The sequence below is a fragment of the Desulfofundulus sp. TPOSR genome (genome assembly GCF_011393055.1).
In the GTDB taxonomy this organism is placed as follows: Bacteria; Bacillota; Desulfotomaculia; order Desulfotomaculales; family Desulfovirgulaceae; genus Desulfofundulus; species Desulfofundulus kuznetsovii.
Window position 1 is genome coordinate 313,940 of the sequence record NZ_JAAOEF010000001.1, and the last position, 25,497, is coordinate 339,436.

The following is a 25,497-nucleotide window of genomic DNA, read 5'->3' on the forward strand; positions in this document are numbered from 1 at the left end:
GGGATCCCATGAACAACCTGGTAGAAAAAATGCTGCAGGGCGACCGGCGCAGCGCGGCCAGGCTAATCACCTTGATTGAAAATGATGCACCGGAAAAAAGGGATGTTTTAAAGCAAATATATCCCCATACCGGCCGCGCCCATGTGGTGGGTATCACCGGGTCCCCGGGGGCAGGCAAAAGTTCCCTGGTCGACGAACTAACCAGGGAAATCCGCGGTGAGGACCTGAAGGTGGGCGTGATTGCGGTGGATCCCACCAGCCCCTTCTCAGGTGGAGCCCTTCTCGGAGACCGCATCAGGATGCAGGAACATGCCACTGACCGGGGAGTGTTTATCCGCAGCATGGGCACCCGGGGCAGCCTGGGAGGGCTGGCCGAGGCCACGCGGGATGCGATCAGGGTGCTGGACGCCTTTGGATGCGACGTTATCCTGGTGGAAACGGTGGGGGTTGGCCAGTCGGAACTGGACATAATGCACCACGCGGATACTACCCTGGTCGTTCTCACCCCCCAGGCGGGAGATCACATCCAGACCATCAAGGCCGGGATCATGGAAATTGCCGATATTTTCGTGATCAACAAAGCCGACCTTGAGGGGACCCCTAAAATGGTCACCGATATTGAAGCCATGCTGGACTTAAGTCCGCTGGTGAACGGGTGGCGTCCTCCGGTGGTGACCACCATTGCCATAGACCACCGGGGCATCCCGGAACTGTGGGCTACCATCAAAAAACACAGGGCCTGGCGTAAGGGTAACAAGGGCGAAACAAACAGGGAAAGGGTGCGCCGGGAGCTGGCGGAAATAATTCAGCGCCAGCTTGCGCACCTGATTTCCCGGGATCTGGACAGGCATTACGAACACCTGGTGGAAAAAGTGGCCGCGCGCCAGCTGGATCCATACTCGGCAGCCATGGATATAATTAGACAATCATGGAAAGGAGGATTAACGCAATGAACGATCAACCGAAAGGGATCAAGGAGGGCCTGGAAAAATGGCGGGAAAACCGCTGTCAGATGAAGGACCGGGACTTCCGGTTTGAAACCGTTTCCGGCATGGAGGTTAAAGACCTCTACACTCCTCTGGACATCGAGGATCTTGACTATGAGCGGGATCTGGGGTTCCCCGGTGAATACCCCTTTACCAGGGGGGTTTACAGGAATATGTACCGGGGCCGGCTGTGGACCATGCGCCAGTTTGCCGGTTTTGCCACGGCCAAAGAATCCAACAAACGCTACAAGTATTTGCTGGAAAAGGGGCAGACAGGGTTAAGTGTAGCCTTTGACATGCCCACCATCATGGGTTACGACAGCGACCATCCCCGGTCCCTGGGTGAAGTGGGCCGGGTGGGCGTGGCCATTGACTCCCTGCAGGATATGGAAATCCTTTTTGACGGCATCCCCCTGGATAAGGTGAGCACCTCCATGACCATCAATGCCCCGGCTGCCGTCATCTGGTGCATGTATATTGCCACCGGGGAAAAACAGGGCGTGCGACCGGAAAAGCTTACCGGCACCATCCAGAATGATATCTTAAAAGAATACATCGCCCAAAAGTCCTGGATTTTCCCGCCGGAACCCTCCATGCGCCTGATCACCGACATATTTGCCTACGCCAGCCGTCACGTCCCCAAATGGAATACCATCAGCATCAGCGGCTATCACATCCGGGAAGCCGGCTCCACAGCGGTGCAGGAACTGGCCTTTACCCTGGCCAACGGTTTTGCCTACGTGGAAGCCGGCATCAAGGCGGGGCTGAATGTGGACGACTTTGCCCCCCGCTTGTCCTTCTTCTTTAATGCCCATATCGATTTCTTTGAGGAGATCGCCAAGTACCGGGCCGCCCGGCGCATCTGGGCACGGCGGATGAAGGAAAAATACGGCGCCAAAGACCCCCGCTCCTGGTTGTTGCGTTTCCACACCCAGACGGCCGGTTGCAGCCTGACCGCCCAGCAGCCGGAAAACAACATTGTACGCACCGCCTACGAGGCCCTGGCCGCCGTGCTGGGAGGCACCCAGTCCCTGCATACCAATTCCATGGACGAGGTACTGGCCCTGCCCACGGAAAAGGCGGTACAGATTGCCCTGCGCACCCAGCAAATTCTGGCCTATGAGACCGGGGTGGCCAATGTAATTGATCCCCTGGCCGGTTCCTATTACGTGGAAGCCCTGACCAACAAGATGGAAGAAGAAGCGGAAAAATATTTTGAAGAGATTGAAAAGCGTGGCGGTGTCCTGGCCTGCATCGAGCAGAACTTCTTCCAGCAGGAAATTGCCGACGCCGCCTACCGTTACCAGCGGGCCCTGGACAGCAAGCAGCGGATCCTGGTAGGTGTAAATGAATTTGTCAATCCCGATGAAAAGCTGGAGATCGAAATCTTAAAAATCGATCCCAAAATTGAACAGGAACAGGTGGCCCGGTTGCAAAAGCTGCGCCGGGAGCGGGATAACATCCGGGTCAGGGAAACCCTGGAGGCTCTGCGCCGGGCCTGTGAGGGGACGGAAAACGTCATCCCCTACATCCTGGACTGCGTGCGGGCCTATGCCACCGAGGGGGAAATAATCCAGGTCATGCGGGAAGTGTTTGGGGAGTATAAAGAGAAACCAACGTTCTAGCAGGAGGCAACAAGGCAATTTTCCTCTCAACCCATACTGAATACTTGACTGGTGAAGGAGGGCAAAGTAAATGGCCAGAAAGATCAGAGTGCTGGTTGCCAAACCAGGCCTTGACGGCCACGACCGCGGTGCCCGTGTTATCGCCCGGGCGCTGCGGGATGCCGGTATGGAGGTAATCTATACCGGTTTGCACCAGACACCGGAACAAATCGTGGAGGCCGCCATCCAGGAAGATGTGGACGTGGTTGGTTTAAGCATTCTTTCCGGGGCCCATATGACCCTTATTCCCAGGGTGACACAGCTGCTCAGGGAAAACGGTGCCGATGACATCATTGTCATTGGAGGAGGTACCATCCCCGAGGACGATATAAGGGCCCTTAAGGAGGGCGGCTGGGTCAAGGAGTTGTTTACTCCCGGCACCCCCCTGGAAGCCATCGCCGAGTGGATCCAGTCCAATGTAAAGGTTTAATTTATTATAAATGTTCTTCAGTTAAACCGGGGGAACCATACATTTTACGGTTCCCCCTTTTCGATGTCCACTAGCACCCGCAGCCACTGCTGCCTTCGGGCGCTGGTATGTCTTTTTCCGCAATCTCCAAAAGACACCTGAGGGCATAATCCACCTCGTCGGGCCGGTTAAAATACGAAAAGCTGAAACGGACCAGTTTTTGTTCAAAAGTACCCAGTGTGCGGTGGGCGTCGGGGGCGCAGTGCAGCCCGGCCCGGCAGGCAATGTTATACTTTTGGTCCAGAATGGTGCCAATATCCCCCGCCGGCCGGTTTTTCACGGCAAAGGAAACTACCGGCGCCTGGCGCGCTGCATCCCGGGGCCCGTATACCCGTATACCCTCAATTTTCATGAGCCCTTCCAGGAACTGCCCGGTCAATTCCTGCTCGTGCCGCCGGATTTTCTCTATGCCCTCCCGCCGGATAAATTTAACCCCCGCCCCCAAACCGGCCAGGCCCACCGTGTTCAGGGTGCCGCTCTCGTAGCGCTCGGGCAGCACCTCCGGCTGGCCCGGCACATCCGAATGGCTGCCGGTACCCCCTTCTTTTAACGGCGTCAGTTCCAATCCCCCGGCCACATACAATCCCCCCGTCCCCGGCGGGCCGAACAGGCTCTTATGGCCGGGAAAGGCCAGCAGGTCAATGTACATCGCCTCTACGTCAATATCCAGCACCCCCGCCGTCTGAGCGGCATCCACAATGAAGTGCAACCCCTTTTTCCGGGCCAGGCGGCCGATCTCGGCCACGGGCATGATGGTTCCGGTCACATTGGAGGCATGGGTCATAACAATGGCTGCGGTATCAGGCCGAATGGCGGCGGCCACATCTTCCACCCGAATGGCCCCGGTATGGTCGCAGGGCACCTTGGTTACCTCCACCCCCCGCCCCTGCAGGACATGGAGGGGGCGGGTAACCGAATTGTGTTCCATGGAGCTGGTAACCACATGCTGCCCGGGCCTGAGCAACCCCTTGATGGCCAGGTTCAGGGCTTCGGTGGCATTCAAGCCGAACACGATGCGGTCGGGATCCCGGATGTTGAACAGGGCGGCCAGTTCCTTCCTCGTTTCGTCCACCAGGCGGTTGGCTGCCAGGGCCAGCTTGTGCCCCGCCCGCCCCGGGTTGGCTCCCACTTCCCGCAGGCAATGCTCCATGGCTGCCAGCACTTCCGGCGGCTTGGGCCAGGAGGTAGCCGCGTTGTCGAAGTAAATCAATTTATTCCCCCCCCTTTTCCCCCCTGGTGAAATGGCCTTGCTTTTTTTTTAATATAGCCGTTTTACTGACCAGTGTATGCAATAACCCTGGGGCAAATAGGGGGCAGGGAATTACCGGCGGATTTCACATCTAACCTTCCACCAGCCCCCGCTCAATTAACTTTGCCTTTACAGTGGGGTAATAGTCCAGGTTGGTGTGGGGTAGAAATTTGCTCCCGACGAATTTGTTCATAAAGACCTGGTTGGCGTTGAGCTCGAAGTAAGTGATGTTGCGGGCAATGGACTCAGCCTCCGCGCGCTTCCGGTTGGAGAGCAGCACCAGCCGCGCCCCTTCTCCCGAAGCGTTGCCCAGGCGTACCATTTTATCCCGGGGCAAATCAGGGTAAAGGCCGATGGTGATGGCCGACTCCAGGTGCAGGTACTGGCCGAAGGCGCCGGCGGCATAGAAGCGGCTGATCCCGGAAAGTTCGCAGCCCACACTTTCCAGCAACAACTCCAGGGCGGCATTAACCGCCCCCTTGGTGCGCATGAGATTGTTGATGTCCACCTGGGTAACCACAATGTCCTTGCCGGTAGCCGATTCCGACGCGGGCACCACCACGAACTCCCTGCGCCCGTCCCTGAAACGCCCCGCCCGGTCGACGATACCCGCCAGCAAAAGTTCCGCCAGGCAGTCCACCAGCCCGGAGCCGCAAATGCCTACGGGGGGCGCACCGCCGATGGTTGTGTAGCGGACCTTGCCACTTCCGGGATCGATAGATATGCTGTCTATGGCCCCCGGCTCGGCACGCATGCCGCATTCCGCCACACCACCCTCCAAAGCCGGCCCGGCCGCTCCCGCGCAGCCCACCAGCCAGTCCCGGTTGCCCATAATAATCTCACCATTGGTGCCAATGTCTACAAACAAAGAGAGCTCCGGCTGCTGGTGCAAACCACTGGCCAGTACGCCGGCAATCACATCACCGCCCACGTAACTGCCCACGGAGGGGAGGCAGTAGACGGGCGCCAGGGGGTTGATCTCCAATCCCAGCTGCCCGGCGGGTATAAGGCCCGGGTTGTTTACCACCGGAATGTACGGGGCCATGCAAATGCGGGAGGGGTCCAGCCCCAGAAACAGGTGGACCATGGTGCTATTGGCACCTACGGCAACGGCGCTGATCTCACGGCCGGCCAGTCCATGCTCGCCAGTCAACCGCCTGATCAAACCGTTCAGAGTATCGAGAATAGCCCGTTGCAGTTGCTCCAGGCCCCCGGGCGTACCCGCCAGGTATATGCGGGTGAGGATGTCCTCACCCAGGCCAACCTGCCCGTTGTAATCCGCTGCCGTGCCCATAATTCGCCCGTCGTGCATGTTCACCAGGTAAACCACCACGGTGGTCGTGCCGATATCTACGGCCAGGCCGTAATGGCGTTTGACGGTATCGCCGGGTTCCACATCCACCAGGTTCCATACCCCGGGAGCCCCCGCCCCCACTGTGACCGTTACCCGCCAGTCCGCATCCCGCAAAACAGTGGGAATGCGGCGCATTGCCGCCAGGGGCACAACTACCGGCCCCACTAATTTCACTAAAGCCGCCGCCAGCCTGTCCACATCGGCCCGGTTATCTTCCAAACTTGGTTCCGTAAGCTCCAGGTAAATTTTCCTGGTCAGAGGATCTAAAGCAATCTCCTCCCTGGACACACCTCCAGTTAAAATCACCACTTGGTCCGCCACGTTATACACCTCGTTTAACCACTCTGATGCCAGAATTATAACATAACTCTCCTGGGAAGAATGATTTCTTTTCTTGATGTTGATCATTAGATTCGTTCTTTGTAACAAAATCGTAACAGTTTCCCAACTACTTTGTGATAATTGAAGGGTATAATAAATCCAGATAAGAATTCCAGCTCAAGGAGGTGAATTCCATGAAAAAGAAACTGGTAATCATTCTGGCCATCATCCTGGTCCTGGTCATGGCCGTCCCGGCCCTGGCCGCCACCGTATCCGCCGCCCTCACTCCGGAGCAGGCCAAGGAGTTGAGCGCCCTGCACCAGCAAATAATCAACCTGAGAAAGCAAATGGTAGACAAGTACGTGGAGTATGGCCGGCTAACCCCGGAACAGGGCCAGCAAATTAAGGCCAACCTGGACGCCAGGCAGAAATTCTTTGCCGAAAATCCCGACCGCTTTGCCGGGTACGGCCCGGGTGTCTGCCCCGGTTTCGGCTACATGGGCGGGAGGGGCGGCTGGCGGATGGGCCCCGGCTGGGGAATGATGGGCGGTTACTGGAACAGTAACCCCAACCCCGCGCCCTCCACCGGCAGTTAAAGCTCGAGTAAAAAGAGGGCTTGTACACAAAAGGTACCAGCCCTCTTTTTTGATCATTTCGCAAAATATCCGGCCGGGCGAGTGTACTAACCGCGCCACTTATACATTTTTGTGGGTTTTGCGAAACGTCTTATTCAACCAGCAGTTTTTCATGCATCCATCATGGCGGCTTCCAGGGTAATGGTAAAGGTAGCTCCTTGTCCCGGTTCGCTGTCCACTTTAATCTCCCCGCCATGCAGGTCGATGATCTGTTTGGCAATGGCCAGGCCCAGACCGCTCCCACCCCCGGTCCGCCGGCGGGAGGGGTCACCCTTGTAAAACCGTTCCCAAAGGAGAGGTATTTCATGAGCCGGAATCCCCGGTCCCGTGTCCTTTACGGCCACCTCCACCTTGCCGGCCGCCTGCCGGGCCGCAACTTCCACCCGGCCACCGGCAGGCGTAACCCTCAGGGCATTATCAATCAAGTTATATAGCACCTGGGCCAGACGGTCGCCGTCGCCGCAAACCGGAGGCAAATCATCCGGCAAATGAACCCCCAGGAATGTACCCTTCTCCCCGGCCACGCCGGCAAACCGTTCCACCACCTGGTTAACGAGCGCTTTCATATCCACCGGCTGTTTGCGCAGGGTGATCCGCCCCGATTCCATGCGGCGCAGGTCCAGGAGGTCATCCACCAGGCGGCGCAGGCGTAAAATTTCTTCCAGTATATTTTGCAGGTATTCCCGGCGCTGGCTTTCATCCCGGGCCAGACCGTCCAGGATGGCCTCGGTATAACCCTGCATGATGGTCAGGGGTGTGCGCAGCTCGTGGGAAACGTTGGCCACAAATTCCTTGCGTGCTGCGTCGATCTTTTGCAAAGCGGATATTTTTTCCTGCAATTCCCGGGAAAGGGTGTTGAGCGACTGGGCCAGGGCCCCGATTTCGTCTCTGGAACGCACCGTCACCTGGCGGGTAAAATCTCCCTGGGCCATGGCCCGGGCAATCCGATTCATTTCCACCAGAGGCCTGGCCAGGGTGCGGGAGAGAAGGAGGCCGAGCAAGGTAGCCATTAAAGCCCCCAGGGCCAGGGCATAAAGGCTGGATTGCTGCAGGGCCTTAAGGTTTGCGGCCAGGGGAGCCACCGGAGCATGAATAAACAGCGCTCCAAAGACCTGTTTTCCCTTTTGCAGGGGAATGCCGGCTACCACCACATCGGTATTAAAAAAGGGGTTATATTCCCGGCGCACAACCCTTTCACCGGCCAGCACCCGCTGGATCTGTTCCCGGTTAAAAGGCATCATGGCGGCCAAACTCCCCCCTTCACCGCGACTGACAGGCGGTGTGGGGCAGGGCGCACCATCCATTGCCTCCTGGCCAAACCGGGGCTGGAAGGATTGCTCATCGCTTGCTCCACCCCGCCAGGGCGCTCCCTGACCCCGGCCACCCCTGGACCAGGGGGCTCCCCCCATGTGGGGCATCATGTGACCCATGCCCATGGCCTGCCAGTGCTCCACCAACCCCCGGGGGTCAACCACCATCACGCTGGCATTCATCAACCGGGCGAGCAAGTCCACCTGCCGGGCCGCCAGATTGGGGTCCTGCTGTTCCACCAGGAGCTTCGCCAGCCTTTCACCTTGTTCCATCAGCCGGTTCGCTTGCTGTTCGTAATAGATTTTTTCCAGGATGCCGGCCTGGATCAGCGCGGATAACCCCAAAACCCCTACCACCAGAACCAGCATAGCCAGCCAGAGCTTGCCTACAATTCCCCGCAGCTTCATTTGTTCACCTCAAATTTATAACCCACACCCCATACGGTGACAATGTACTGGGGTGCTCCCGGAACACGGGACAACTTTTCCCGGAGCCTGGTAATATGGGTATCCACCGTCCGCATTTCACCAAAGAAATCATAACCCCAGACCTTTTCCAGCAACTGTTCCCGGGTGAATACACGGCCCGGGGATAGGGCCATCACATAAAGCAAGTCGTACTCCTTGGGAGTAAGGTTAACTACCTGCCCGTTGACTTCTACCTTCCGGGAAGAGGGGTCGATGGTCAACCCGTCATAAACAAGAACCTCAGGACCGTTTTTCTCCCCGCCAGAACGGCGCAGAACCGCTTTCACCCGGGCCACCAGTTCCCGGGGGCTAAATGGTTTAACCACATAATCATCGGCCCCCAGTTCCAGCCCCAGCACCCGGTCAATCTCATCCCCCCGGGCGGTGAGCATAATGATGGGCACCGGGTTATCTCGCTTGCGGATCTCCCGGCATACCGTCCAGCCATCGGTATTGGGCATCATAAGATCAAGAATCACCAGATCAAAATGCTCCCGGGCAAGATAATCCAAAGCAGCAGCTCCATCGGCGGCCTCCACCACCCTGAAGCCTTCTTTTTCCAGATACATACGCACCAATTCTCTGATCTTAACCTCATCGTCGGCTACCAGGATTTTTTTCATTAATAGTTCCCCCGGAAAAAATGTTTTTGAGCTCAGGTAATTAACTTATGCCGAATTTTGGGTAGAACACGGCATAGTGTTCTATGTTTCAGACAGGGGGTTCGTTTTCCCTCTGTGCTTCAATTATACCATAAGAGCATTGTCGGCCATATTTTATCGCCCTAGCAGTTGATCCACGTTCGATCTACGGTACAATGCCAGGTAAAAAGCGGTTTGAAGTTTGGCCCCATCTGAAAACGCAGGCTGAACCACCAGCGGAGTTGTTCGCCCGCGTGAGGTTGACCGCCCGTCCGGCGGGAGCGGCTGGGCGACATTGCGGAGGATGACGCCCAGAAAAAGGGCTACTTCCTCAGTTGAATATTTCAAACCCTCTTGCGCGAGCATATTTCCCTTTCTGCCTGCGTCTGCTGGCAATTCGACAAAAAGCAATAAAAATACCCGTTTATTTTTTTTGACAATATGTTACTTTAAGGTAAGAATTGGCAAGTAACAAAAAAAGATGGTATGAGTTAAATTCAGGGCAAGAGAAATCGCGGGTTTGCAGCAGTGGTACAGCTTGCAACAGTAATTGGAGGTGGGGTGGGTCTTTGTTTTATCAATAAGCCAGAATTAATAACCTAAGAAAGGAAGTGAAACCCAGTGAAAAGTAAAGCTATGCTAATTATGCTGATTAGCCTAACTCTTTTCTGTGTGGTTTTAACAGTACCAACCTTTGCTTCTTTCTCTTCCATCAAGCAGATATTCGATACACCATCGTTCGAAAATGCACCTGAAAAAACTGAAATAGAAGCAGCAATTAAAGAAAAGAACCCGCTTGGTTTCATGGTTCGCAATAAGGATGAGTTAAACCGGGCTGAACTTGCAGAGGTTAATGATCCAACCAACTTGACACTCGGTAGGCCAGTTAAAGTATTTATCCCTAACGAGTCTGTGTTCCAGGCATTAATGAAGAACGATCCCTTGACCAAACTACTTAAGCAGTGCCCATATTCATGGGAATTTCCAGTAATAAACAAAAAAAGCGGCGAGTTTGTGGGCTCATTTAGGGTTGAAAAGATTCAAGGAAAATGGGAGTTTTCCGAATTAGGTGGATACCTTTCTTCACAAACGCTCTCTCTCATCTCCGATAGCTCCCGCTTGGCAGATTTAATGGGCAAAGCAGGGGTATATGCCATTGAAGATTATGCATTTTTCACGGTTATGCCTTTACATACCACCTTTTTATTAGTTGTGAAAGAAGGTGAAGAGTATCTCGTACCGTTTATTCATGGAGACTGGAAGGAAGCATACGGCTTAAGGAGTGGAGAAATTTATTCACGGAACAAGGTGGTATCAACCGTAGGCCCTGTTTTACAACAATTCCGCGAGAATCCGAACTCTTTAGCAGGTTATTCGAATAAAACCGATAATAAGAACATTTTTAAGCTCCCCCTAACTGTTTTGTTAATCATCATTTTCGGTGCAGTGATTGGATTCTATGTCTTTCGCCGAAGAATGGGCCAGGTTTGATAGACCCAAAGCTGTACTGGAAGATCACTAACCAGTAAGGAAGCAGTGTTTGGGAAGCCGGACGTCCATTTTCAAGACGCCCGGTCTTTTGTTCTTTATGGAAGGTTAGCTCCATCCACCACTGCACATTAAATTACCGGGCGGAGCCGTTCGCCCGCGTGAGGTTGACCGCCCGTACAGTTTATTTTGGTCCCGCATCAGGACTATGTAACCAGTACTCGCCTTCTCAAAACGTCCGCTCGATCCACGGCACAAGACTGTGGGTTTTCAGGAGTGGGGTGCTGTTAAACATTTAGGCGTAAAACTAAGGCGTAAAATTAGGGCCCACCACTTCCGGTGCGGCCCCCGGCTTTAAATCGGCTGCCCTGTGGGTCCCCCAAACCAGGAACAAAAACGTATAGCCAGCCTGACCAGAGGATTTTTCAAGCTACCCTGCAGGCGACGGTATTGCTCCTGGCAGCGCTGCAGTTCCTTCTGGGTAAAGCGCAGGGAACGTTGTGCTTCTTCCCCCTTTTCCAGCGCCTCTTTCAAGTCGTTGCTTAAAAGGCTGATTTCTTCCCGCAGTTGTCTTTCCTCCTGTAAGGCCATTTCCTGAGCCCGCTCCAGCTTCTGCCTGAGTTCGACAATTTCCGTCTGCAGCTCCGCCACCCTGGTGGCATGCTGTTCCTTGAGCTCAGCTAGCTTGCTCTTATTTTCCCGGTCCCGCTCTTTATATTGCTGCAGCTTGGTAAACATGGTTTCCAGGCTGGCCTGGTTCTTGGCCAGCACCTGGCGCAACTGAGCGATTTCCTGTTCGCCGTCCCGGGCCCTTTTTACCCAGAGGCGGCATTGATGCAGGATACTGTTGGCCTTGGCCTCCAGCTTGTTGATGTGCTCCCGGTAGCGTAATATTTCCTTCTTCCGCAGGGAAAGGAGCAAATCCTTTTCCGCCATCTGGGTCACCAGGTATTCATGATGGGCCACTTCTTCTGCCCGCTGGGCAAGGGCCGCTGCCGCCTCCCGGTAGGCGGCATTTACCTCTTGCAATTGCTGCTCCAGCGTGCTGATCTTTTTGCGCCAGCGCTCCCGGTCCCGGTGCCAGCGGGCTTTTTGACGGTTCAAAGCGGCCAGGTAGCGTTTCGTCAGGGCCTCGTAGGCCAACTGTACACCGGGGTTGTAGGTCCATACCCCTTCCCCCACCAGCTCGAAATAGGGAAACTTCCGGAGCACCCCCTCGATGGCTGTTACTGTGGTTTGGCGCCAGGCATTGACCACCTCATAAATCTGCTGCAGGCTTAAACCCTGGGGATGGGTTTTTAGAGCCTTGATCACCAGATGTTTCAGGGCGTACTGCCCGGCCTCCACCTCCCATTCGGTCAGCCCCCAGTAACCGTTGTCCAGCTGAATAAAGCGCCCATCGGAAATGAGGCTGGCTTCCTCAGCAACCAGGCGCTTGTTTTTCTTGTTTTTACCCCAGGCGGCACCCTTGAGCTCCTTTAAACTCATGGGTTTCTGGCGCTTGAGCAGCAGGGCGTAAAAAGCATCATTTTCCCGGTTCCCTTCCAGATCCAGGTGCCAGGCGTTACGGTTATCCACAAAAAAACAGGGATGTTGACGCAAACAAAGCACGACCTTTTCTTCCACTTGAGAGAGGGTGTAATCGCGCATCATCCGCTTATGCACGTAGGGGGTTAATTCCGCTACGGTTAAGGAATCAAAGAAAAACAGTGTCTTCTTTAAAACATCGGTCAGGGAATAGAGTTTTCCTTCCATGGCAAAAAGACCACCTTCCTAACTAACTTCTAGAAATAATGGATCTATTCCCTGACGCATATTGTTTCCCCTGCAAAGATATGCCACTTTTTACCACTTTTTTCCTGCACAATTCTACAGAAAAATTTCTATTGTCAGCCAGGCGACAGGTAGGTTATAATTGGATCAAGCAAACGGTTGAATTAAGGGGTTGAATGGTCAAATACAACCGTGAACGTTTTCGAGCATGATAATCCCCACCCATTGGTTTTAGGGCTGAGTGGTCAAATACAACCGTGAACGGTTGGATGGTCATTTCCGGGCAAAAAACATCGGAGGTGAACATCATGAGCACCGCCTGTGCGGAAATAGAAAATGTGTTCCAGGTAATTACTCCCCACGGGGTAGCTGTTTTAGAAGGACCTGTAAGCGGCGGTTACCTGGGTACATTAACCTTCGATGAAAAATTAAATAATTTTCGCCAGCCGGAAAAACAAAAAGCCGCTCTGAAGGAAATAGCCGATCTGCCGGAAGGCATGGTTTACATTGTGCGCGTGGGATCAAAGGTCGTCGGTTATGTCACTTTTCTGCCGCCGGACCGCCATAGCCGCTGGAGCAAGCACCCGCGGGTGTTGGAGCTGGGGGCTATTGAAGTCAGCCCGGACTGGCGTGAATATAAACTGGCCCGGAAGCTTTTGGAGCTGGCCTTTTCTAACCCGGTAATGGAGGACTATATTGTCATTACCATCGAGTTTTGCTGGCACTGGGATCTGCGGAACACGGGCCTTGACGTGTGGCAGTATCAGAAAATGCTGGCCAAACTTTTCGGCTCGGTAGGAATGCAAAAGGAACTTACCGATGATCCCGATATCCTGGAACACATAGCCAACGTGCTCATGGTGCGCTACGGAAAGCGAGTACCCCAGAAGGATATAGAACTTTTTAAGGAAATGCTCTTTATGCGTCAAGGGGTGTTCTTTCGGGAGCAGTGTAAATAAGGATAAAAAGATTTAAAACCTCTCCCGGTGGTGGAAGAGGTTTTTTCGTTCACTTCAGGCTGTAGTTGGGAGCTTCCTTGGTGATTACCACATCGTGGGGATGGCTTTCCCGCAAGCCCGCCGGTGTGATGCGCATGAACCGGGTTTTGGTTTTCAGTTCCTGGATGTTCCGGCAACCACAATAGCCCATGCCGGCCCGTAAACCCCCGATGAGCTGAAAAACAGTCTCCGACAGGGGCCCGCGGTAGGGTACGCGCCCCTCCACTCCTTCCGGAACCAGTTTAAGCTGGTGCTCTTGAAAGTAGCGATCGCTGCTGCCTTCCTTCATCGCCCCCAGGGAACCCATTCCCCGGTAGACCTTATAGCTGCGTCCCTGGTAAATTTCAATTTCTCCCGGGCTTTCTTCCGTTCCGGCAAACAGGCTGCCAATCATTACCACATCTGCCCCGGCGGCGATGGCCTTGGTAATATCCCCGGAATATTTAATCCCGCCATCGGCAATAATGGGCGTATTGTGCGCCATGGCCTCCCGGGCGCATTCATAAATGGCGGTAATTTGGGGTACTCCCGCACCGGCCACCACCCGCGTAGTGCAGATGGAACCGGGCCCGATGCCCACCTTGACCGCATCGGCGCCGGCCCGGATTAAATCCCGCGTTCCTTCCGCGGTGGCCACATTACCGGCAATCACGGCTACCTCGGGATATTTGCGCTTGATTCTGGCCACGGTTTCCAGCACCCCCTTGCTGTGGCCGTGGGCGGTATCCACCACAATGGCGTCCACACCGGCACGAACCAGAGCATCTGCCCGTTCTTCCGTATCGGCGCTGACGCCCACCGCCGCCGCCACCAGAAGCCGTCCCTTTTTGTCCTTGGCCGATAAAGGATACTGGCGCGCTTTTTCGATATCCTTGATGGTTATTAGCCCCCGCAGATTAAAATCTTCATCGACAATGGGCAATTTTTCCACCTTGTGCCGCCGTAAAATTTCTTTGGCCTGCTCCAGGGTTGTCCCCACCGGAGCCGTAACCAGGTTATCCTTGGTCATTACTTCCCCTACCGGTTTACTGAAATCCCGCTCAAACCGGAGGTCCCGGTTGGTCAGAATACCTACCAGTTTGCCGTTGACAGTGATCGGTACCCCTGAAATGCGATAACGTTCCATTAACAGCAGGGCTTCACTGATGGGGCTCTCCGGAGACAGGAAAATGGGATCGGAAATTACTCCGTGTTCCGAGCGCTTGACCCGGTCCACTTCCAGGGCCTGCCGTTCAATGGACATATTTTTATGGATTACCCCGATCCCGCCTTCCCGGGCAATGGCAATGGCCATGCGGGATTCGGTCACCGTATCCATGGCAGCGCTCATCAGGGGGATATTTAGCTTAATATCCCGGGTGAGGTAAGTGGTGGTGTCCACCTCCCCAGGCAATACCTCGGATTTTGCCGGAACGAGCAAAACATCGTCAAAGGTAAGGCCGAACTTGGCAAATTTTTCTGGGTACAGCATAAATCCCTCCTCAATTCTTGCCCTTTTTATATTCGTCTATTATAGCACAACCCGCCCCTTCTGTGCGTGAAAGTATAGTTAAATTTTTTAACATAAAATACCAGGGCCCTGGGCTAATTAAATCTGTAAACCCAGGACCTTTTTCTAAAGGACTCAGTTTGCAATTCTCCTTAAACTGACAGGATGATCATCTATGCGGACGGAAATAATAAGGGTGAGGAGGTGTTGCCGCATGCCAAATCGTCAAAACAAATTATTGGTACCGGCAGCTGACTCCCGCCTGGATGCCCTGAAATACGAGATAGCCAATGAACTGGGGTATCCGTTGCATGTTGGTGAGCGCGTGGCCACTCCCCAGAACTGGAACCGCATTTTAGATCAAATGAAGTACGAAATCGCTCAAGAATTGGGACTCACGCCACACATTAAAAACGGTTACTGGGGAGACTTGAGCTCCCGGGCCTGCGGCGCCGTAGGTGGACGTATCGGCGGCAAACTGGGCGGCAATATGGTCCGGCAGATGATTCTGTTTGCCGAACAAAACCTGCTCAAGTAGTTGGTAACCGGGGAGGTGGCCTGACCACCTCCCTATTCTTTTCTACAATGGAATCTGTTTGAAGAACGGAAAAAACAAAAATCTGGCTCTAATCCTGCCCCATAATGGAACCAATACCATACCGCTCGAAACGGTCGCGCAAATGGTAAATAAGTTTTTCGGTCACCCCAAATTCAGCGGCCATTTCCGCATCGCTCTTGCCGTCTTCCAACCCTTCGATGAATTCATCAAAATCTATGCCCACTTCCCCGGTCTTTGTTTTAAGGCTTGGTTCGGTACTCCATGGGACGCGGGAACGGATGTATTCCTCCATGGCCATCACTCCAGACTGCTGTTTTCTTTTATATTGTCCCATGGGTAAAGTTTTATTATTACTTTACGATAATACAACGGTGTTTCATAAACAATTGCCGAAACCCAATAACTATAAGCCGGCACGGTAAACCCGTGCCGGCACGTTTTTCCCTAGTGGCGGTTGGGGTAAGAAATGATCTTTTTTTCCCAGGTGCGAAAGACCACCTGCTTGTCGTCCCGGAACACCATATACTTGGGTAACACGGGGGTTTTCCCCAGGCCACCCGGGGCGTTGATGATATAGGTTGGTACGGCCAACCCGGAGGTGTAGCCCCTCAGTTTTTCCATAATCTCAATTCCCTCATCCACGGAAGTAATAAAATGCCTGGTTCCTTTGACCTCTTTGGCGTGGAAGATGTAATAAGGACGGACGCGGATGCGCAAAAGGGTTTGGTTCAGTTTTTTCATCACATGGGGATTATTGTTAACCCCTTTCAGCAATACGGCCTGGTTGCCCAGAACCACACCCGCCTTAACCAGGCGATCACAGGCCTCCTTTACTTCCGGTGTGATCTCCATGGGGTGATTGAACTGGGTGTTGATGTATATGGGCGGGTGTTTTTCCAGGACGGCACACAGCGCGGGGGTAATGCGCTGGGGCATGGTCACAATGGCTCTGGTCCCGATGCGCTTTATTTCCACGTGAGGGATGGCGTCCAGTTCGCTCAATAACCAGTCCAGGCAACGATCACTTAAAAGCAGGGCATCGCCGCCGGTAATCAGCACGTCCCGGATTTCCGGATTAGACCGGATGTAATCCAGTGCTGCCTTGAGGACTTCCCTGGGCTGGTGCCGGTCTATTTCCCCGATATTGCGGCGCCGCTGGCAGTGGCGGCAATACATGGCACACTGATTGGTTACATTGATAATCAGTCGGTCGGGGTAACGGCGGGTAATGGCCGGTGCCGGGTTGGTAAAAGCCTCGGCCATGGGATCTTCACTGCCACCGCTATCGTTCAACTCGGCCTCCTGGGGCACTGACTGCAGCCAGATGGGGCCACCCGGACGGTCAACGGCCAGCAGGCTGGCGTAGTAAGGAGAAATGGCCCACCGGAAACGTTTTCCCACTTCAGCAATACTTTGCCGCTCCTCAGGTGTTAAGTCCACGATCTGGCTCAACAGGTCCACATTGGTGATGCGGTGGGCCATTTGCCAGTGCCAGTCTGCCCACTGCTCTTTCCCGGCATTGAAAATAGCCAGAATTTTTTTCCGGGCTGCTTCCAGCGGTTCTGCCAGATCAAGACCGGTTAATATCTTATCTTTAACCTGCAGGTAATCGCGAATACGCTCTTTTAGCTCCCGAGCCCGTTCCAGGGAGATGCGACGTTTTTCTTCGGGATCAAATCCAGCCGGAGGCATTGGAAAAATTGCCATCTTTAACCCCTCCTTATGCAATGTTTTGCCAAACACGTAAAAAAAACCCCCAGGAATCTTTCCTGGGGTGGAAGACAGCAAGCAAATACCCAGCTACGACACACAGGCAGAGAAAAAAAGCCGTGTGCCAGCCCAAGCACATGTCCTCCCTTCCACGCTTACGAAGTTAGCTGACGGGTTCGGGTTGAAAGGATAACCCTACCCCCGGGAAACCTGGTACAACGCCACGCATCAAGGGCGCCTCGTTTCCAGGGGGATTCACCCCAGGAAAATGGGTCCTCCGCTTCTTTGGGTAAAGAATTAAGCGTTCAGGACATAAAATATTTAATTGTTAACTTCCTTAAATTGTATCATCTTTAGAACAAATTGTAAATAGTTTTTGAGTATAATCAGCAACTGGGTTCCTTTCCGGTTAAGTGGCTTTTGCCCACCGGCCTCAAAGCGTCCCATAAACGCCGGATAACTCTTTCACCAATACATTGGTGAGCCGGCGTACCATCGGATCGGAACATTTCCTGATAGGGAATGAAAAGGGTGAAATAATTATCGGCATCAAGATTGCCTAACAGGTCAACCTTTGCCTTCATGTGAATGCGCAGTCCGTCCTCTTCGTTTACAAAAATCATTTCAATGTGTTCAATGTGGCGAAAATCGGTGGGTGTACCGGGACCGGAACAAAATTTAAATACCTGCTGCCGGGAAGTAGAGGTAAGACCACAGGAGGCAAAACCCAAATGCCAGGACAAGGATTCCCATACGGCAGTGATGGCCGGGGAAGGCCTTATGGTCAGTTCGATCATGCGGGTGACATCGGGGGCAAAGGCAATCACCACCTGTACACGCAAAAAACAACGGTGGCGATCACTGCTGATGACCAGGTTCAAGGGCAGGTGCAAGGTGAAAGGCAATTCCAATACTTTGCCCGGATCTACGGTCACTTCCCTGGCCAGGTCCATTTTGACCGCGGTTTCCCTTTGCCGGTGACGTCTCTTCTCCCCTTCCTCTCCCTCATGCCATTCCTCCAATAATTCCAGCTGTATCCCCTTGATGCGCCGGGAAGTTTTTACCGCTTTCAAAAGAACTTCCCCTTGTATCGTCCCTCCCTGGACATACTCCAGGGACGGCAAGCGCACATCCAGGGAGAGATCGGGGAAAACTTTCCTTTTTAAGTTATCCCATAAACTCAAAAACCCCCACCCTCCCCCCCAGTAAATTGGCCATTTGCTAATTATTCGTTGTGGGGGCAACTAATTCCTGCCGTTGGCAAACAGAAGACCATACTCAATTTGCAGACGGCAGGAAGGACAGCCCGTAACCACCGCTTGAGCACCGGTAGCCTTGATGTTTTCTACTTTACGCCTTTTCTCAAAACATCTTGAAAGAAAAAAACCGCCTGGAAGGCAGGTTAAGTTCGGTTAAGCCGTCACCCGGAATGTGAGCGGGTGGATGGTAATTTGGTTTTATTTACCATTGAAGTAGTTGCATATAACCTGATGAAAGGGTAATAATACGAACAACAGGGTCGGTAATGGCCGAGCCAAGACTGCTACAGGGTCGCAAATGGCTCTGTAGCAGTCGGCCAAAGGTTGATATCGGGTCGCATAGGCTCGATACCAGCCGGCGGGCAGATCAATGGAGGTTCCTGCAGGCTCGGCAGCAGTCCGAAGGACTGCTGCCGGGTCGTAAGGGATATCCATTGATCGAGCTAAGATCAGTACAGGTGCCGGAATATTTTTGTCGACTACGACTAAAATAGAGAGGTCTGGTGCAGTCGAGAGATTGCATCAGGCTTCCCAGGTATCTGTACTGGTCGAGCAAAGGTCTTTACGGGTTCCGTAATGGTCCGCGGTAGCCGAAAGGTTACCGTGGGCTATGCAGGGATGCGTAATGGCTGTAGCGCAGGTCATTACCGGCTCGAAAAAGAAACCCTTCTCCAATGGAGAAGGGTTTCTTATTTGAACTAATGCCGGTACGCTGGTCTCCGCTCACTCCAGTGCTCCGCCCCGGTTACTCAGGACCCTCACACAGCGGGGGCACAGAGTGGGATGCTCCTGGTCCTGGCCGACTCCAGGATGGTACATCCAGCACCGCTCACATTTTTCTCCCGGCGCCCTTTCTACCACTATCGCCAGCCCCGGGATTGTTTCAGAAACCACCGCCTTTTCCGGCAGGTCCCCGGTCCACTTTTTCAGCTCCACGGCGGAGACGATGAAAATGGTAGGCAGATCCTGGACCCTGGACAGAAAATCGTACATTTCCTCCCGGACAAACAGAACCACTGCAGCTTCCAGGGAGTTACCAATCAATTTTTCCCGCCGGGCCGCCTCCAGGGCCCGGGTAACCTCTCCCCGCACGCCCAGCAGGCGCTCCCATTTGGCTTCCAGTTCCACATCCAGATAATCCTCGTTCACCTGGGGCATGTCGGTTAGCTGGACACTTACCGGCGCCTCCTTTTCTTTGGGGGCATAGCGCCAGATTTCCTCCGTGGTAAAGGCCAAAATGGGGGCAAGCAAACGTACCAGTGCATGTAATACCTGGTAGAGCACAGTCTGGGCCGCCCGGCGTTCCGGGGATTGGGCGGGGGTGGTGTAGAGCCGGTCTTTAATCATATCCAGATACAGCGCGCTCATATCAATGGTACAAAAGTGATGAATGGTATGGAAAACCACGTGGTACTCGTAATCCCTGTAGGCAGCCAGCACCCGTTCCATCATCCGGTGCAGGCGCAAAAGAGCCCAGCGATCCATCTCGGGAAGCCGGTCATAGGGTACCTGGTCGCCGGGTCCGAAGTCATACAGGTTCCCCAATAAAAACCGGCAGGTATTGCGGATCTTGCGGTAGGCTTCGGTCATTTGCTTGAGAATGTTCTGCGATACCGCCAGATCACCCCGGTAGTCGGCAGAGCTCACCCACAAGCGCAAAATATCGGCACCCATTTGATCGACAATCTTCAGGGGATCGATAACATTACCCAGGGATTTGCTCATCTTGCGGCCCTGCTCATCAACCACGAAACCGTGAGTGAGCACAGCCCGGTACGGAGCCCGACCCCGTACCGCCACCGCCGTGGACAGGGAACTGTTAAACCAGCCCCGGTGCTGGTCGCTGCCTTCCAGGTAGAGATCCGCCGGCCAGCGCAGTTCCGGCCAGATGTCCGGCTGCTCCAGCACGCCCACGTGGGAAGTGCCGCTGTCAAACCAGACATCCATGATATCGGTTTCCTTGGTAAACTCGCCGGCTCCGCAGGACGGGCATTTGAACCCCGGGGGAAGCAGTTCCGCTGCTTCCCGCATAAACCAGATATCCGACCCGTGCTCCTTAAACAACTCCTGCAGGTTGGATATGGTTTCTTCGGTAATAATTTCCTTGCCACAACCGGTGCAGTAAAAGATAGGTATGGGTACGCCCCAGGTCCGCTGCCGGGAAATGCACCAGTCGCCGCGGTTGGCCACCATATTGTAAATGCGCTCTTCTCCCCAGGCCGGGATCCAGCGCACCTGGCGGATGGCCTCCAGAGCTTTCTGGCGAAAGCCCTCAATAGAAGCAAACCATTGTTCCGTAGCCCGGAAAAAGACCGGTTTTTTACAGCGCCAGCAGTGGGGGTACTGGTGGTTTATGGTATCGCTTTTGAGCAGTTTACCCCTGGCCCTTAACTCGGCAATGATACCCTCGTTGGCGTCCGTATAAAACTGCCCGGCAAACTGCCCCGCTTCCCCGGTAAAACGCCCCCGGCCGTCAATGGGAGACAGGATGGGCAAACCGTAGCGCTGCCCCACCAGGTAGTCTTCATGGCCGTGGCCCGGAGCAGTGTGCACGCAACCGGTACCGGCATCCAGGGTAACGTGATCCCCTAAAATGACCAGGGAATCCCGTTCAATAAAGGGATGCCCCAGAACTACGCCCTCCAGGTCGCTGCCGGCAAACTCTTCTTTAACGGTCCAATCATTGAGTCCCACAGCCCGGGCAAAAGAAGGCAGCAGCTCTTTGGCCACCACATATTCCTCTTCCCCGGAGGCCACCAGAACATAGGTGAAATCAGGATGCAGGCAAACGGCCACGTTGGCAATTAACGTCCAGGGGGTGGTGGTCCAGATGACCACCTGGCTGCCCGCCGGCAAACGCCCCTTTCCATCCTTTACGGGAAAACGAACATAGATGGACGGAGACTTTTTATCCTGATATTCCACTTCCGCCTCAGCCAGGGCCGTTTCACAGGTGGCACACCAGTAAACGGGTTTTAAGCCCTTGTAAATGTAACCCCGGCGGGCCATTTCCCCGAAGACGCCAATTTGCGCCGCCTCATAATGGGGCATCAGGGTGAGATAGGGATGCTCCCAGTCTCCCCGCACGCCCAGGCGCTTAAACTCCTGCCGCTGGACGTCCACAAATTTCAAGGCGTATTCCCTGCACTTGCGCCGGAACTCCACCGGGTGAACGGCATGCCGGTTTAACCCCAGGTTTTTAATGGCCTGCTGTTCAATGGGCAACCCGTGGGTATCCCAGCCGGGCACATAGGGGGCATCGTAGCCGGCCATGGAATGATACTTGACCACAATATCCTTGAGCACCTTGTTCAGGGCAGTCCCCAGGTGGATGTGCCCGTTGGCGTAGGGCGGCCCGTCATGCAGAATAAACTTGGGCCGGCCGGCATTTTTTTGCTGTACGAGGCGGTAAATATTAATTTCATCCCAGAATTTTAAAATCTCCGGTTCCCGTTGGGGCAGATTGGCCCGCATGGGAAAATCGGTTTTAGGCAGGTTCAAGGTTTGACTGTAATCCATCAGCAACCACCTCGGTTTCACGTGGAATTGCTCCAAGTGTACAAAGAATAGAAAAAATCCCGCCCCAAGGGACGGGATCTTCCCGCGGTACCACCCTTATAGACAGGTTAACGTTCACTAACCTGTCCCCTCGTTTTGCCGGTAACGGTGGCCAGCCGTCCGGGCCTACTAAACGGGGATAATCCCGCCGTTCAGCCGGCGCCTCCCGGGTGATTTTCGCCATGGCTTCCTGTACCCGGTTTCCAGCTTCCCCGGGCTCTCTGCAACAGGAGGGACCTGGCTACTCGTCCCGCTCACAGGCTTTGCAACATAAGCTTTTGCAACATAAACAACAAGTATTATACACAAAAAATAGGGGTAAGGTCAACATGCCTGGTTGTATCCGTGTGATCCGTCTGTGATATTGTCAGGGTAAAATCCGTCAGTGAAAATGTCAGTATGAAGGAGATGGTTACCCTGTCACAGACGGAACTGAAGCGGATGCTGGTTTTGCAGCGGGTTTTGGAAGGTCAGATCTCAACCTTTGAAGCTGCCCTGGTATTAGGCTTAAGTGAACGTCAGGTATACAGGCTAAAGGCCAAATTCCAGTCGCAGGGGCCTGCTGCCCTCGTCCATGGGAACCGGGGCCGCAAGCAGGTTCACGCTGTTCCCGAGGAGACCCGCCAGCAGGTCATCCAACTCGCCCAAACCATTTACAGGGATGTTGGCTTAAATCCCATTTCCCCCCGATCTCGGCATAACCTTCTTCCCAGGCTGCCTCACCTTCATTTAAGCTGCTTAATACAAGCTTGTTTTTTAGGGCGAAGCGATCCCGGTCTATTTGCTCCTTCCCCTCGTAAGCTACTATGTGTTTGATTTCTCCTCGTTTCTGCTTTGCCCTTTGCAGGCGGATTATTACCCCGTCGGCTTCAATACACAGCTCCGGCGCCACTTCTTTCCCTCCGGGAGCTTCGCCGTCTTCAAAAACTGCTGCTCTTTTTTCTTGGCCTTCGCGTTGGAGAACTTCGCCTACTTCCTGGGTGGCCTGCCAGATGGTCATGGAACTTACCCCGGGAGCAAGGTAGCTCAAAATCTCAGCCGCTCGGTCAAAGGGAAGCTCAGTGCTTAGTTTGACAGCCAGTTCTTTTAGGCGAGGGGTAATCGTGGCCCGCTCCGGCCAGCCCAACAGCTCATCTAAAAAGAAGCTGGTTTCCCCGGTTTTCTTGTTTTTGTACAGGCGCCTTTTGTAGGGAAATTCCCCAAAGGTGCTGATGGCTGTTTTTTCCCGAAACCCAACCACCCTCCAGGTGCTCCGGTCACGTTCATTCATCAGGCGGGTATCGAGCTGTTCCAGTGCCCAGGTGAATATTTGGTTGCAGACTTTCTGACAAAGCTCATGGATACCTTTTTCAAGTTCATAGAAGTCCTTGTAACTACCAAGTAATTCAATCAGACCCTTAACGAAAAGAAGGACTGCACCCACTATTTGGCGAATATTTAGCATGAGACCTCACACTCCTTTAGCTTGATTTTTGGTGTTTTTTGGGCGCGTGAGGTCTCATTTCTTTTTCAGGGGGCTGATCCCCTTCTGGTGCCTACTGAAATTTTACACGGCCAACTTGATCAGGGAAAAGTTTACACACGCAGGGAAATAGCAAGAATATGTCACATGTCTCATACCACCCTCTACAAGTTTTTGGAAAGGTATGAGGAACAGGGTGAGACCGGCCTTTATGATAAAGAACGTGTACCGGGCATCAGACCGAATCAGACCCCACCAGACATTGAGGAAGCCATTCTGGCTTTTGTCCAGGAACACCCTGCTTACGGCCCGAAAAGAATCAGCGCTGAACTGAGAAAGCCGGAAAACGGCGGCATTATTGTCGGTGAAACTGCCGTATATGGAGTACTCAAACGGAACGGTCTCAATACCAGGCAAAAACGTTTTAAGTGGGTTGACTCTTTGCAGCCTCCACAAGAGAAAACGGCATGGGAGTTGGATAAGGAGGCCAGCCAACACCGGCACGTTCATGCCCCCGTACCAGGTTACCTGTTGAGCCGGGACGGGAAGCTTATCGGTCGCCTGGCTGGTATCGGGAAAGTGTATGTCCAGCATTATTACAACTGGGAACGTCCACACCAGGGTCGTCGCACCAGGGGCCGGACACCGGCACAAGCATTCTTCGTACCATACCCGGATCAGCTCTGCCTACCGGCACCGAAAGATGCTGCGTAAGTTATAAGCATCAAAGAGCCGTTCAAGATTTTCCTGGCGGTAGTGCTCATATCAGGTTAACTTCGACAGACTGACCATGACCATGTTATAAAGGGGAGTAATAATCATTTTCATTATGTCAACCCCTTGACAACTTAACTCTTTTTTTTTAACTAGGCCGGTGACGAAAAGAAGGACTGCACCCACTATTTGGCGATATTTAACATGAGACCTCACACTCCTTTAGTTTGACTTTCGGTGTTTTTTGAGGGCGAGGTCTCATTTCTTTTTTTGGGGGATCGTTCTCCTTCTGGTACCTACTTAAATTTTACATGGCCGTATAGCCTCTTTCGGGAGAAATTTTCCTTACGGATTAAACCGGTGGATGGAGTTTGACATTATCCGGTGGATCACTTTTATATTGATAATCGCAAAAAATTACCCGGGCAGAGAAAGTGCCGGGTTTTGTAATCGATTAAGAAGTAATTGGCTTTCTTGTTGTGGTCACTGCCTACTTGCTGGTGCGCATTCCGCTCCCCATTTCCGCATCGCGCTGGTTATCCAATAAAAAGTCGAGATCGCTCCGGTTCTTGAAATGCTCTTTGTCAGTTTGGTTGCATTCGAAGGGCACCATCAAGACGAATGGTAGTACCGTTCAACATGGGATTTTGCACAATAGCCTGTACAAGCATGGCAAATTCGGCTGGCCTTCCAAGGCGGGACGGGAAAGGAACCATTTTCTCCAAGGATTTACGAACATCATCGGGAATACTTTCAAACATCGGAGTATCAAAGATCCCCGGGGCGATACCCATAACGCGAATCCCGTACGGAGCAAACTCCCGGGCTATTGGAAGAATCATGCTTACTATTCCCCCCTTGGAGGCGCTATAAGCCGCCTGGCCAATCTGACCTTCAAAGGCAGCCACCGAGGCGGTATTAATAATGACTCCCCGCTCCCCGTCCTGGTTAGGCACATTTTGTATCATCTTTTCAGCAGCGAGGCGAATGACATTAAAAGTTCCCACTAGATTTACTTGAATTACCTTATTAAAATTCTCTAGGGGCATGGGACCTTTTTTCCCCAATACCTTTTGTGCAACAGCAATGCCTGCACAATTAACAACAATATGAAGGCCGCCAAATTGTTTTATCGTTGCCTCAATTGCGCTGCGTACGCTTATTTCATCCAGCACGTCGGTTTTTACAAATACTACTTGATTGCCTAGTTCTGCAGCAATTTTATTGCCGCGTTCTTCAGCCAGATCAATTATAGCTACTTTCCCCCCTCTGGCCACAAAATTTCGAACCGTCTCTTCGCCTAACCCGGAAGCGCCACCTGTAACTATCGAAACAGAACCTCTTATTTCCATCTTATTCCTCCACCTAATCATTAAATTTAAACTTTAAT

19 protein-coding genes, 3 pseudogenes, 1 riboswitch and 1 other annotated feature are annotated in these 25,497 nt (G+C 53.4%); of the genes and pseudogenes, 9 read left to right on the forward strand and 13 right to left on the reverse strand.

Going from position 1 to position 25,497, the window contains the following annotated elements; all coding sequences use genetic code 11:
* Positions 1–8: 8 nt before the first annotated feature.
* From meaB to G7K71_RS01670, 3 genes are all read left to right on the forward strand, one after another.
* Complete coding sequence (gene meaB / locus G7K71_RS01660; protein ID WP_166342996.1) at positions 9–953, forward strand: methylmalonyl Co-A mutase-associated GTPase MeaB; 945 nt, start codon at positions 9–11, stop codon at positions 951–953.
* Entirely contained in the window at positions 950–2,611 is a 1,662-nt protein-coding gene (locus G7K71_RS01665; protein ID WP_166342998.1) for a methylmalonyl-CoA mutase, read from the forward strand. Before meaB ends, G7K71_RS01665 begins: the two co-directional genes overlap by 4 nt.
* Positions 2,612–2,681: 70 nt before the next feature.
* Positions 2,682–3,080: a cobalamin B12-binding domain-containing protein gene (locus G7K71_RS01670; RefSeq protein WP_013822304.1), complete on the forward strand. Its 399-nt coding sequence runs from the start codon at positions 2,682–2,684 to the stop codon at positions 3,078–3,080.
* A gap of 70 nt (positions 3,081–3,150) precedes the next feature.
* Here the strand turns inward: G7K71_RS01670 and G7K71_RS01675 are convergent, their stop codons facing one another.
* Together G7K71_RS01675 and G7K71_RS01680 are read right to left on the reverse strand one after the other, a co-directional pair.
* The gene (locus G7K71_RS01675; RefSeq protein ID WP_166343000.1) at positions 3,151–4,329 is read right to left on the reverse strand and encodes an aminotransferase class V-fold PLP-dependent enzyme; all 1,179 of its coding nucleotides are present in this window, start codon (positions 4,327–4,329) and stop codon (positions 3,151–3,153) included.
* A 130-nt stretch (positions 4,330–4,459) separates the two neighbouring features.
* A complete protein-coding gene (locus G7K71_RS01680; protein WP_395858261.1) occupies positions 4,460–6,052 on the reverse strand; it encodes an ASKHA domain-containing protein in 1,593 nt (530 codons plus the stop codon).
* 185 nt (positions 6,053–6,237) lie between these two features.
* Between G7K71_RS01680 and G7K71_RS01685 the strand changes: the two genes are divergently transcribed.
* The gene (locus tag G7K71_RS01685) at positions 6,238–6,639 is read left to right on the forward strand and encodes a YckD family protein (protein WP_166343004.1); all 402 of its coding nucleotides are present in this window, start codon (positions 6,238–6,240) and stop codon (positions 6,637–6,639) included.
* A 149-nt stretch (positions 6,640–6,788) separates the two neighbouring features.
* On the opposite strand, the gene G7K71_RS01690 is transcribed toward G7K71_RS01685, so the two are convergent.
* A complete protein-coding gene (locus tag G7K71_RS01690) occupies positions 6,789–8,396 on the reverse strand; it encodes a cell wall metabolism sensor histidine kinase WalK (protein WP_013822300.1) in 1,608 nt (535 codons plus the stop codon).
* Positions 8,393–9,079: a response regulator transcription factor gene (locus G7K71_RS01695; protein ID WP_166343006.1), complete on the reverse strand. Its 687-nt coding sequence runs from the start codon at positions 9,077–9,079 to the stop codon at positions 8,393–8,395. The genes G7K71_RS01690 and G7K71_RS01695 overlap by 4 nt, the downstream gene beginning before the upstream one ends.
* Before the next feature lie 639 nt (positions 9,080–9,718).
* Between G7K71_RS01695 and G7K71_RS01700 the strand changes: the two genes are divergently transcribed.
* Complete coding sequence (locus G7K71_RS01700) at positions 9,719–10,588, forward strand: hypothetical protein (protein ID WP_166343008.1); 870 nt, start codon at positions 9,719–9,721, stop codon at positions 10,586–10,588.
* A gap of 351 nt (positions 10,589–10,939) precedes the next feature.
* Here the strand turns inward: G7K71_RS01700 and G7K71_RS01705 are convergent, their stop codons facing one another.
* Positions 10,940–12,340: a phage-shock protein gene (locus G7K71_RS01705; RefSeq protein ID WP_166343010.1), complete on the reverse strand. Its 1,401-nt coding sequence runs from the start codon at positions 12,338–12,340 to the stop codon at positions 10,940–10,942.
* Between the two features lie 326 nt (positions 12,341–12,666).
* Here G7K71_RS01705 and G7K71_RS01710 point away from each other — a divergent pair, with 326 nt between their 5' ends.
* Entirely contained in the window at positions 12,667–13,317 is a 651-nt protein-coding gene (locus G7K71_RS01710) for a GNAT family N-acetyltransferase (protein ID WP_166343012.1), read from the forward strand.
* A 49-nt stretch (positions 13,318–13,366) separates the two neighbouring features.
* On the opposite strand, the gene guaB is transcribed toward G7K71_RS01710, so the two are convergent.
* The gene (gene guaB / locus G7K71_RS01715) at positions 13,367–14,824 is read right to left on the reverse strand and encodes an IMP dehydrogenase (RefSeq protein WP_041283231.1); all 1,458 of its coding nucleotides are present in this window, start codon (positions 14,822–14,824) and stop codon (positions 13,367–13,369) included.
* A 235-nt stretch (positions 14,825–15,059) separates the two neighbouring features.
* Between guaB and G7K71_RS01720 the strand changes: the two genes are divergently transcribed.
* On the forward strand, positions 15,060–15,383 hold the full coding sequence (locus tag G7K71_RS01720) for an alpha/beta-type small acid-soluble spore protein (RefSeq protein WP_013822293.1): 324 nt from the start codon (positions 15,060–15,062) through the stop codon (positions 15,381–15,383).
* An 88-nt stretch (positions 15,384–15,471) separates the two neighbouring features.
* On the opposite strand, the gene G7K71_RS01725 is transcribed toward G7K71_RS01720, so the two are convergent.
* The 5 genes and pseudogenes from G7K71_RS01725 to ileS form a co-directional block, all read right to left on the reverse strand.
* Positions 15,472–15,696: a helix-turn-helix domain-containing protein gene (locus G7K71_RS01725; RefSeq protein WP_166343014.1), complete on the reverse strand. Its 225-nt coding sequence runs from the start codon at positions 15,694–15,696 to the stop codon at positions 15,472–15,474.
* 152 nt (positions 15,697–15,848) lie between these two features.
* Complete coding sequence (gene eam / locus G7K71_RS01730) at positions 15,849–17,111, reverse strand: glutamate 2,3-aminomutase (RefSeq protein ID WP_166343016.1); 1,263 nt, start codon at positions 17,109–17,111, stop codon at positions 15,849–15,851.
* Positions 17,112–17,251: 140 nt separating this feature from the next.
* A riboswitch (cyclic di-AMP (ydaO/yuaA leader) is annotated at positions 17,252–17,428 on the reverse strand.
* A 72-nt stretch (positions 17,429–17,500) separates the two neighbouring features.
* A complete protein-coding gene (locus G7K71_RS01735; protein WP_013822290.1) occupies positions 17,501–18,298 on the reverse strand; it encodes a sporulation protein in 798 nt (265 codons plus the stop codon).
* 60 nt (positions 18,299–18,358) lie between these two features.
* Positions 18,359–18,460 (reverse strand): annotated as a pseudogene (locus tag G7K71_RS01740) (hypothetical protein); the annotation flags it as partial.
* Positions 18,461–19,096: 636 nt separating this feature from the next.
* Positions 19,097–21,892 carry an isoleucine--tRNA ligase gene (gene ileS / locus G7K71_RS01745; RefSeq protein ID WP_166343018.1) on the reverse strand — a complete coding sequence of 932 codons (2,796 nt, stop codon included), beginning with the start codon at positions 21,890–21,892 and terminating at the stop codon, positions 19,097–19,099.
* A 64-nt stretch (positions 21,893–21,956) separates the two neighbouring features.
* Positions 21,957–22,198, reverse strand: a binding site (T-box leader).
* A gap of 174 nt (positions 22,199–22,372) precedes the next feature.
* Between ileS and G7K71_RS20140 the strand changes: the two are divergent.
* Positions 22,373–22,498: pseudogene (locus G7K71_RS20140) on the forward strand (helix-turn-helix domain-containing protein); the annotation flags it as partial.
* A 97-nt stretch (positions 22,499–22,595) separates the two neighbouring features.
* On the opposite strand, the pseudogene G7K71_RS01755 reads toward G7K71_RS20140, so the two are convergent.
* Positions 22,596–23,375: pseudogene (locus G7K71_RS01755) on the reverse strand (UPF0236 family transposase-like protein); the annotation flags it as partial.
* Positions 23,376–23,462: 87 nt separating this feature from the next.
* On the opposite strand from G7K71_RS01755, the gene G7K71_RS01760 reads away from it, so the two are divergent.
* Positions 23,463–24,107, forward strand: coding sequence for a helix-turn-helix domain-containing protein (locus tag G7K71_RS01760; RefSeq protein WP_313884861.1), 645 nt, complete (start codon positions 23,463–23,465; stop codon positions 24,105–24,107).
* 584 nt (positions 24,108–24,691) lie between these two features.
* Here the strand turns inward: G7K71_RS01760 and G7K71_RS01765 are convergent.
* Positions 24,692–25,459 carry a 3-hydroxyacyl-CoA dehydrogenase gene (locus G7K71_RS01765; RefSeq protein WP_166343019.1) on the reverse strand — a complete coding sequence of 256 codons (768 nt, stop codon included), beginning with the start codon at positions 25,457–25,459 and terminating at the stop codon, positions 24,692–24,694.
* Between the last annotated feature and the right edge of the window lie 38 nt (positions 25,460–25,497).

Coding starts and splice junctions, on each gene's coding strand:
- G7K71_RS01670 (WP_013822304.1), top strand. CDS start 2,682: ATGGCCAGAAAGATCAGAGTGCTGGTTGCCAAACCAGGCCTTGACGGC.
- G7K71_RS01710 (WP_166343012.1), top strand. CDS start 12,667: ATGAGCACCGCCTGTGCGGAAATAGAAAATGTGTTCCAGGTAATTACT.
- G7K71_RS01690 (WP_013822300.1), bottom strand. CDS start 8,396: ATGAAGCTGCGGGGAATTGTAGGCAAGCTCTGGCTGGCTATGCTGGTT.
- G7K71_RS01705 (WP_166343010.1), bottom strand. CDS start 12,340: ATGGAAGGAAAACTCTATTCCCTGACCGATGTTTTAAAGAAGACACTG.
- G7K71_RS01685 (WP_166343004.1), top strand. CDS start 6,238: ATGAAAAAGAAACTGGTAATCATTCTGGCCATCATCCTGGTCCTGGTC.
- G7K71_RS01720 (WP_013822293.1), top strand. CDS start 15,060: ATGCCAAATCGTCAAAACAAATTATTGGTACCGGCAGCTGACTCCCGC.
- eam (WP_166343016.1), bottom strand. CDS start 17,111: ATGGCAATTTTTCCAATGCCTCCGGCTGGATTTGATCCCGAAGAAAAA.
- G7K71_RS01765 (WP_166343019.1), bottom strand. CDS start 25,459: ATGGAAATAAGAGGTTCTGTTTCGATAGTTACAGGTGGCGCTTCCGGG.
- meaB (WP_166342996.1), top strand. CDS start 9: ATGAACAACCTGGTAGAAAAAATGCTGCAGGGCGACCGGCGCAGCGCG.
- G7K71_RS01695 (WP_166343006.1), bottom strand. CDS start 9,079: ATGAAAAAAATCCTGGTAGCCGACGATGAGGTTAAGATCAGAGAATTG.
- G7K71_RS01725 (WP_166343014.1), bottom strand. CDS start 15,696: ATGGAGGAATACATCCGTTCCCGCGTCCCATGGAGTACCGAACCAAGC.
- ileS (WP_166343018.1), bottom strand. CDS start 21,892: ATGGATTACAGTCAAACCTTGAACCTGCCTAAAACCGATTTTCCCATG.
- G7K71_RS01665 (WP_166342998.1), top strand. CDS start 950: ATGAACGATCAACCGAAAGGGATCAAGGAGGGCCTGGAAAAATGGCGG.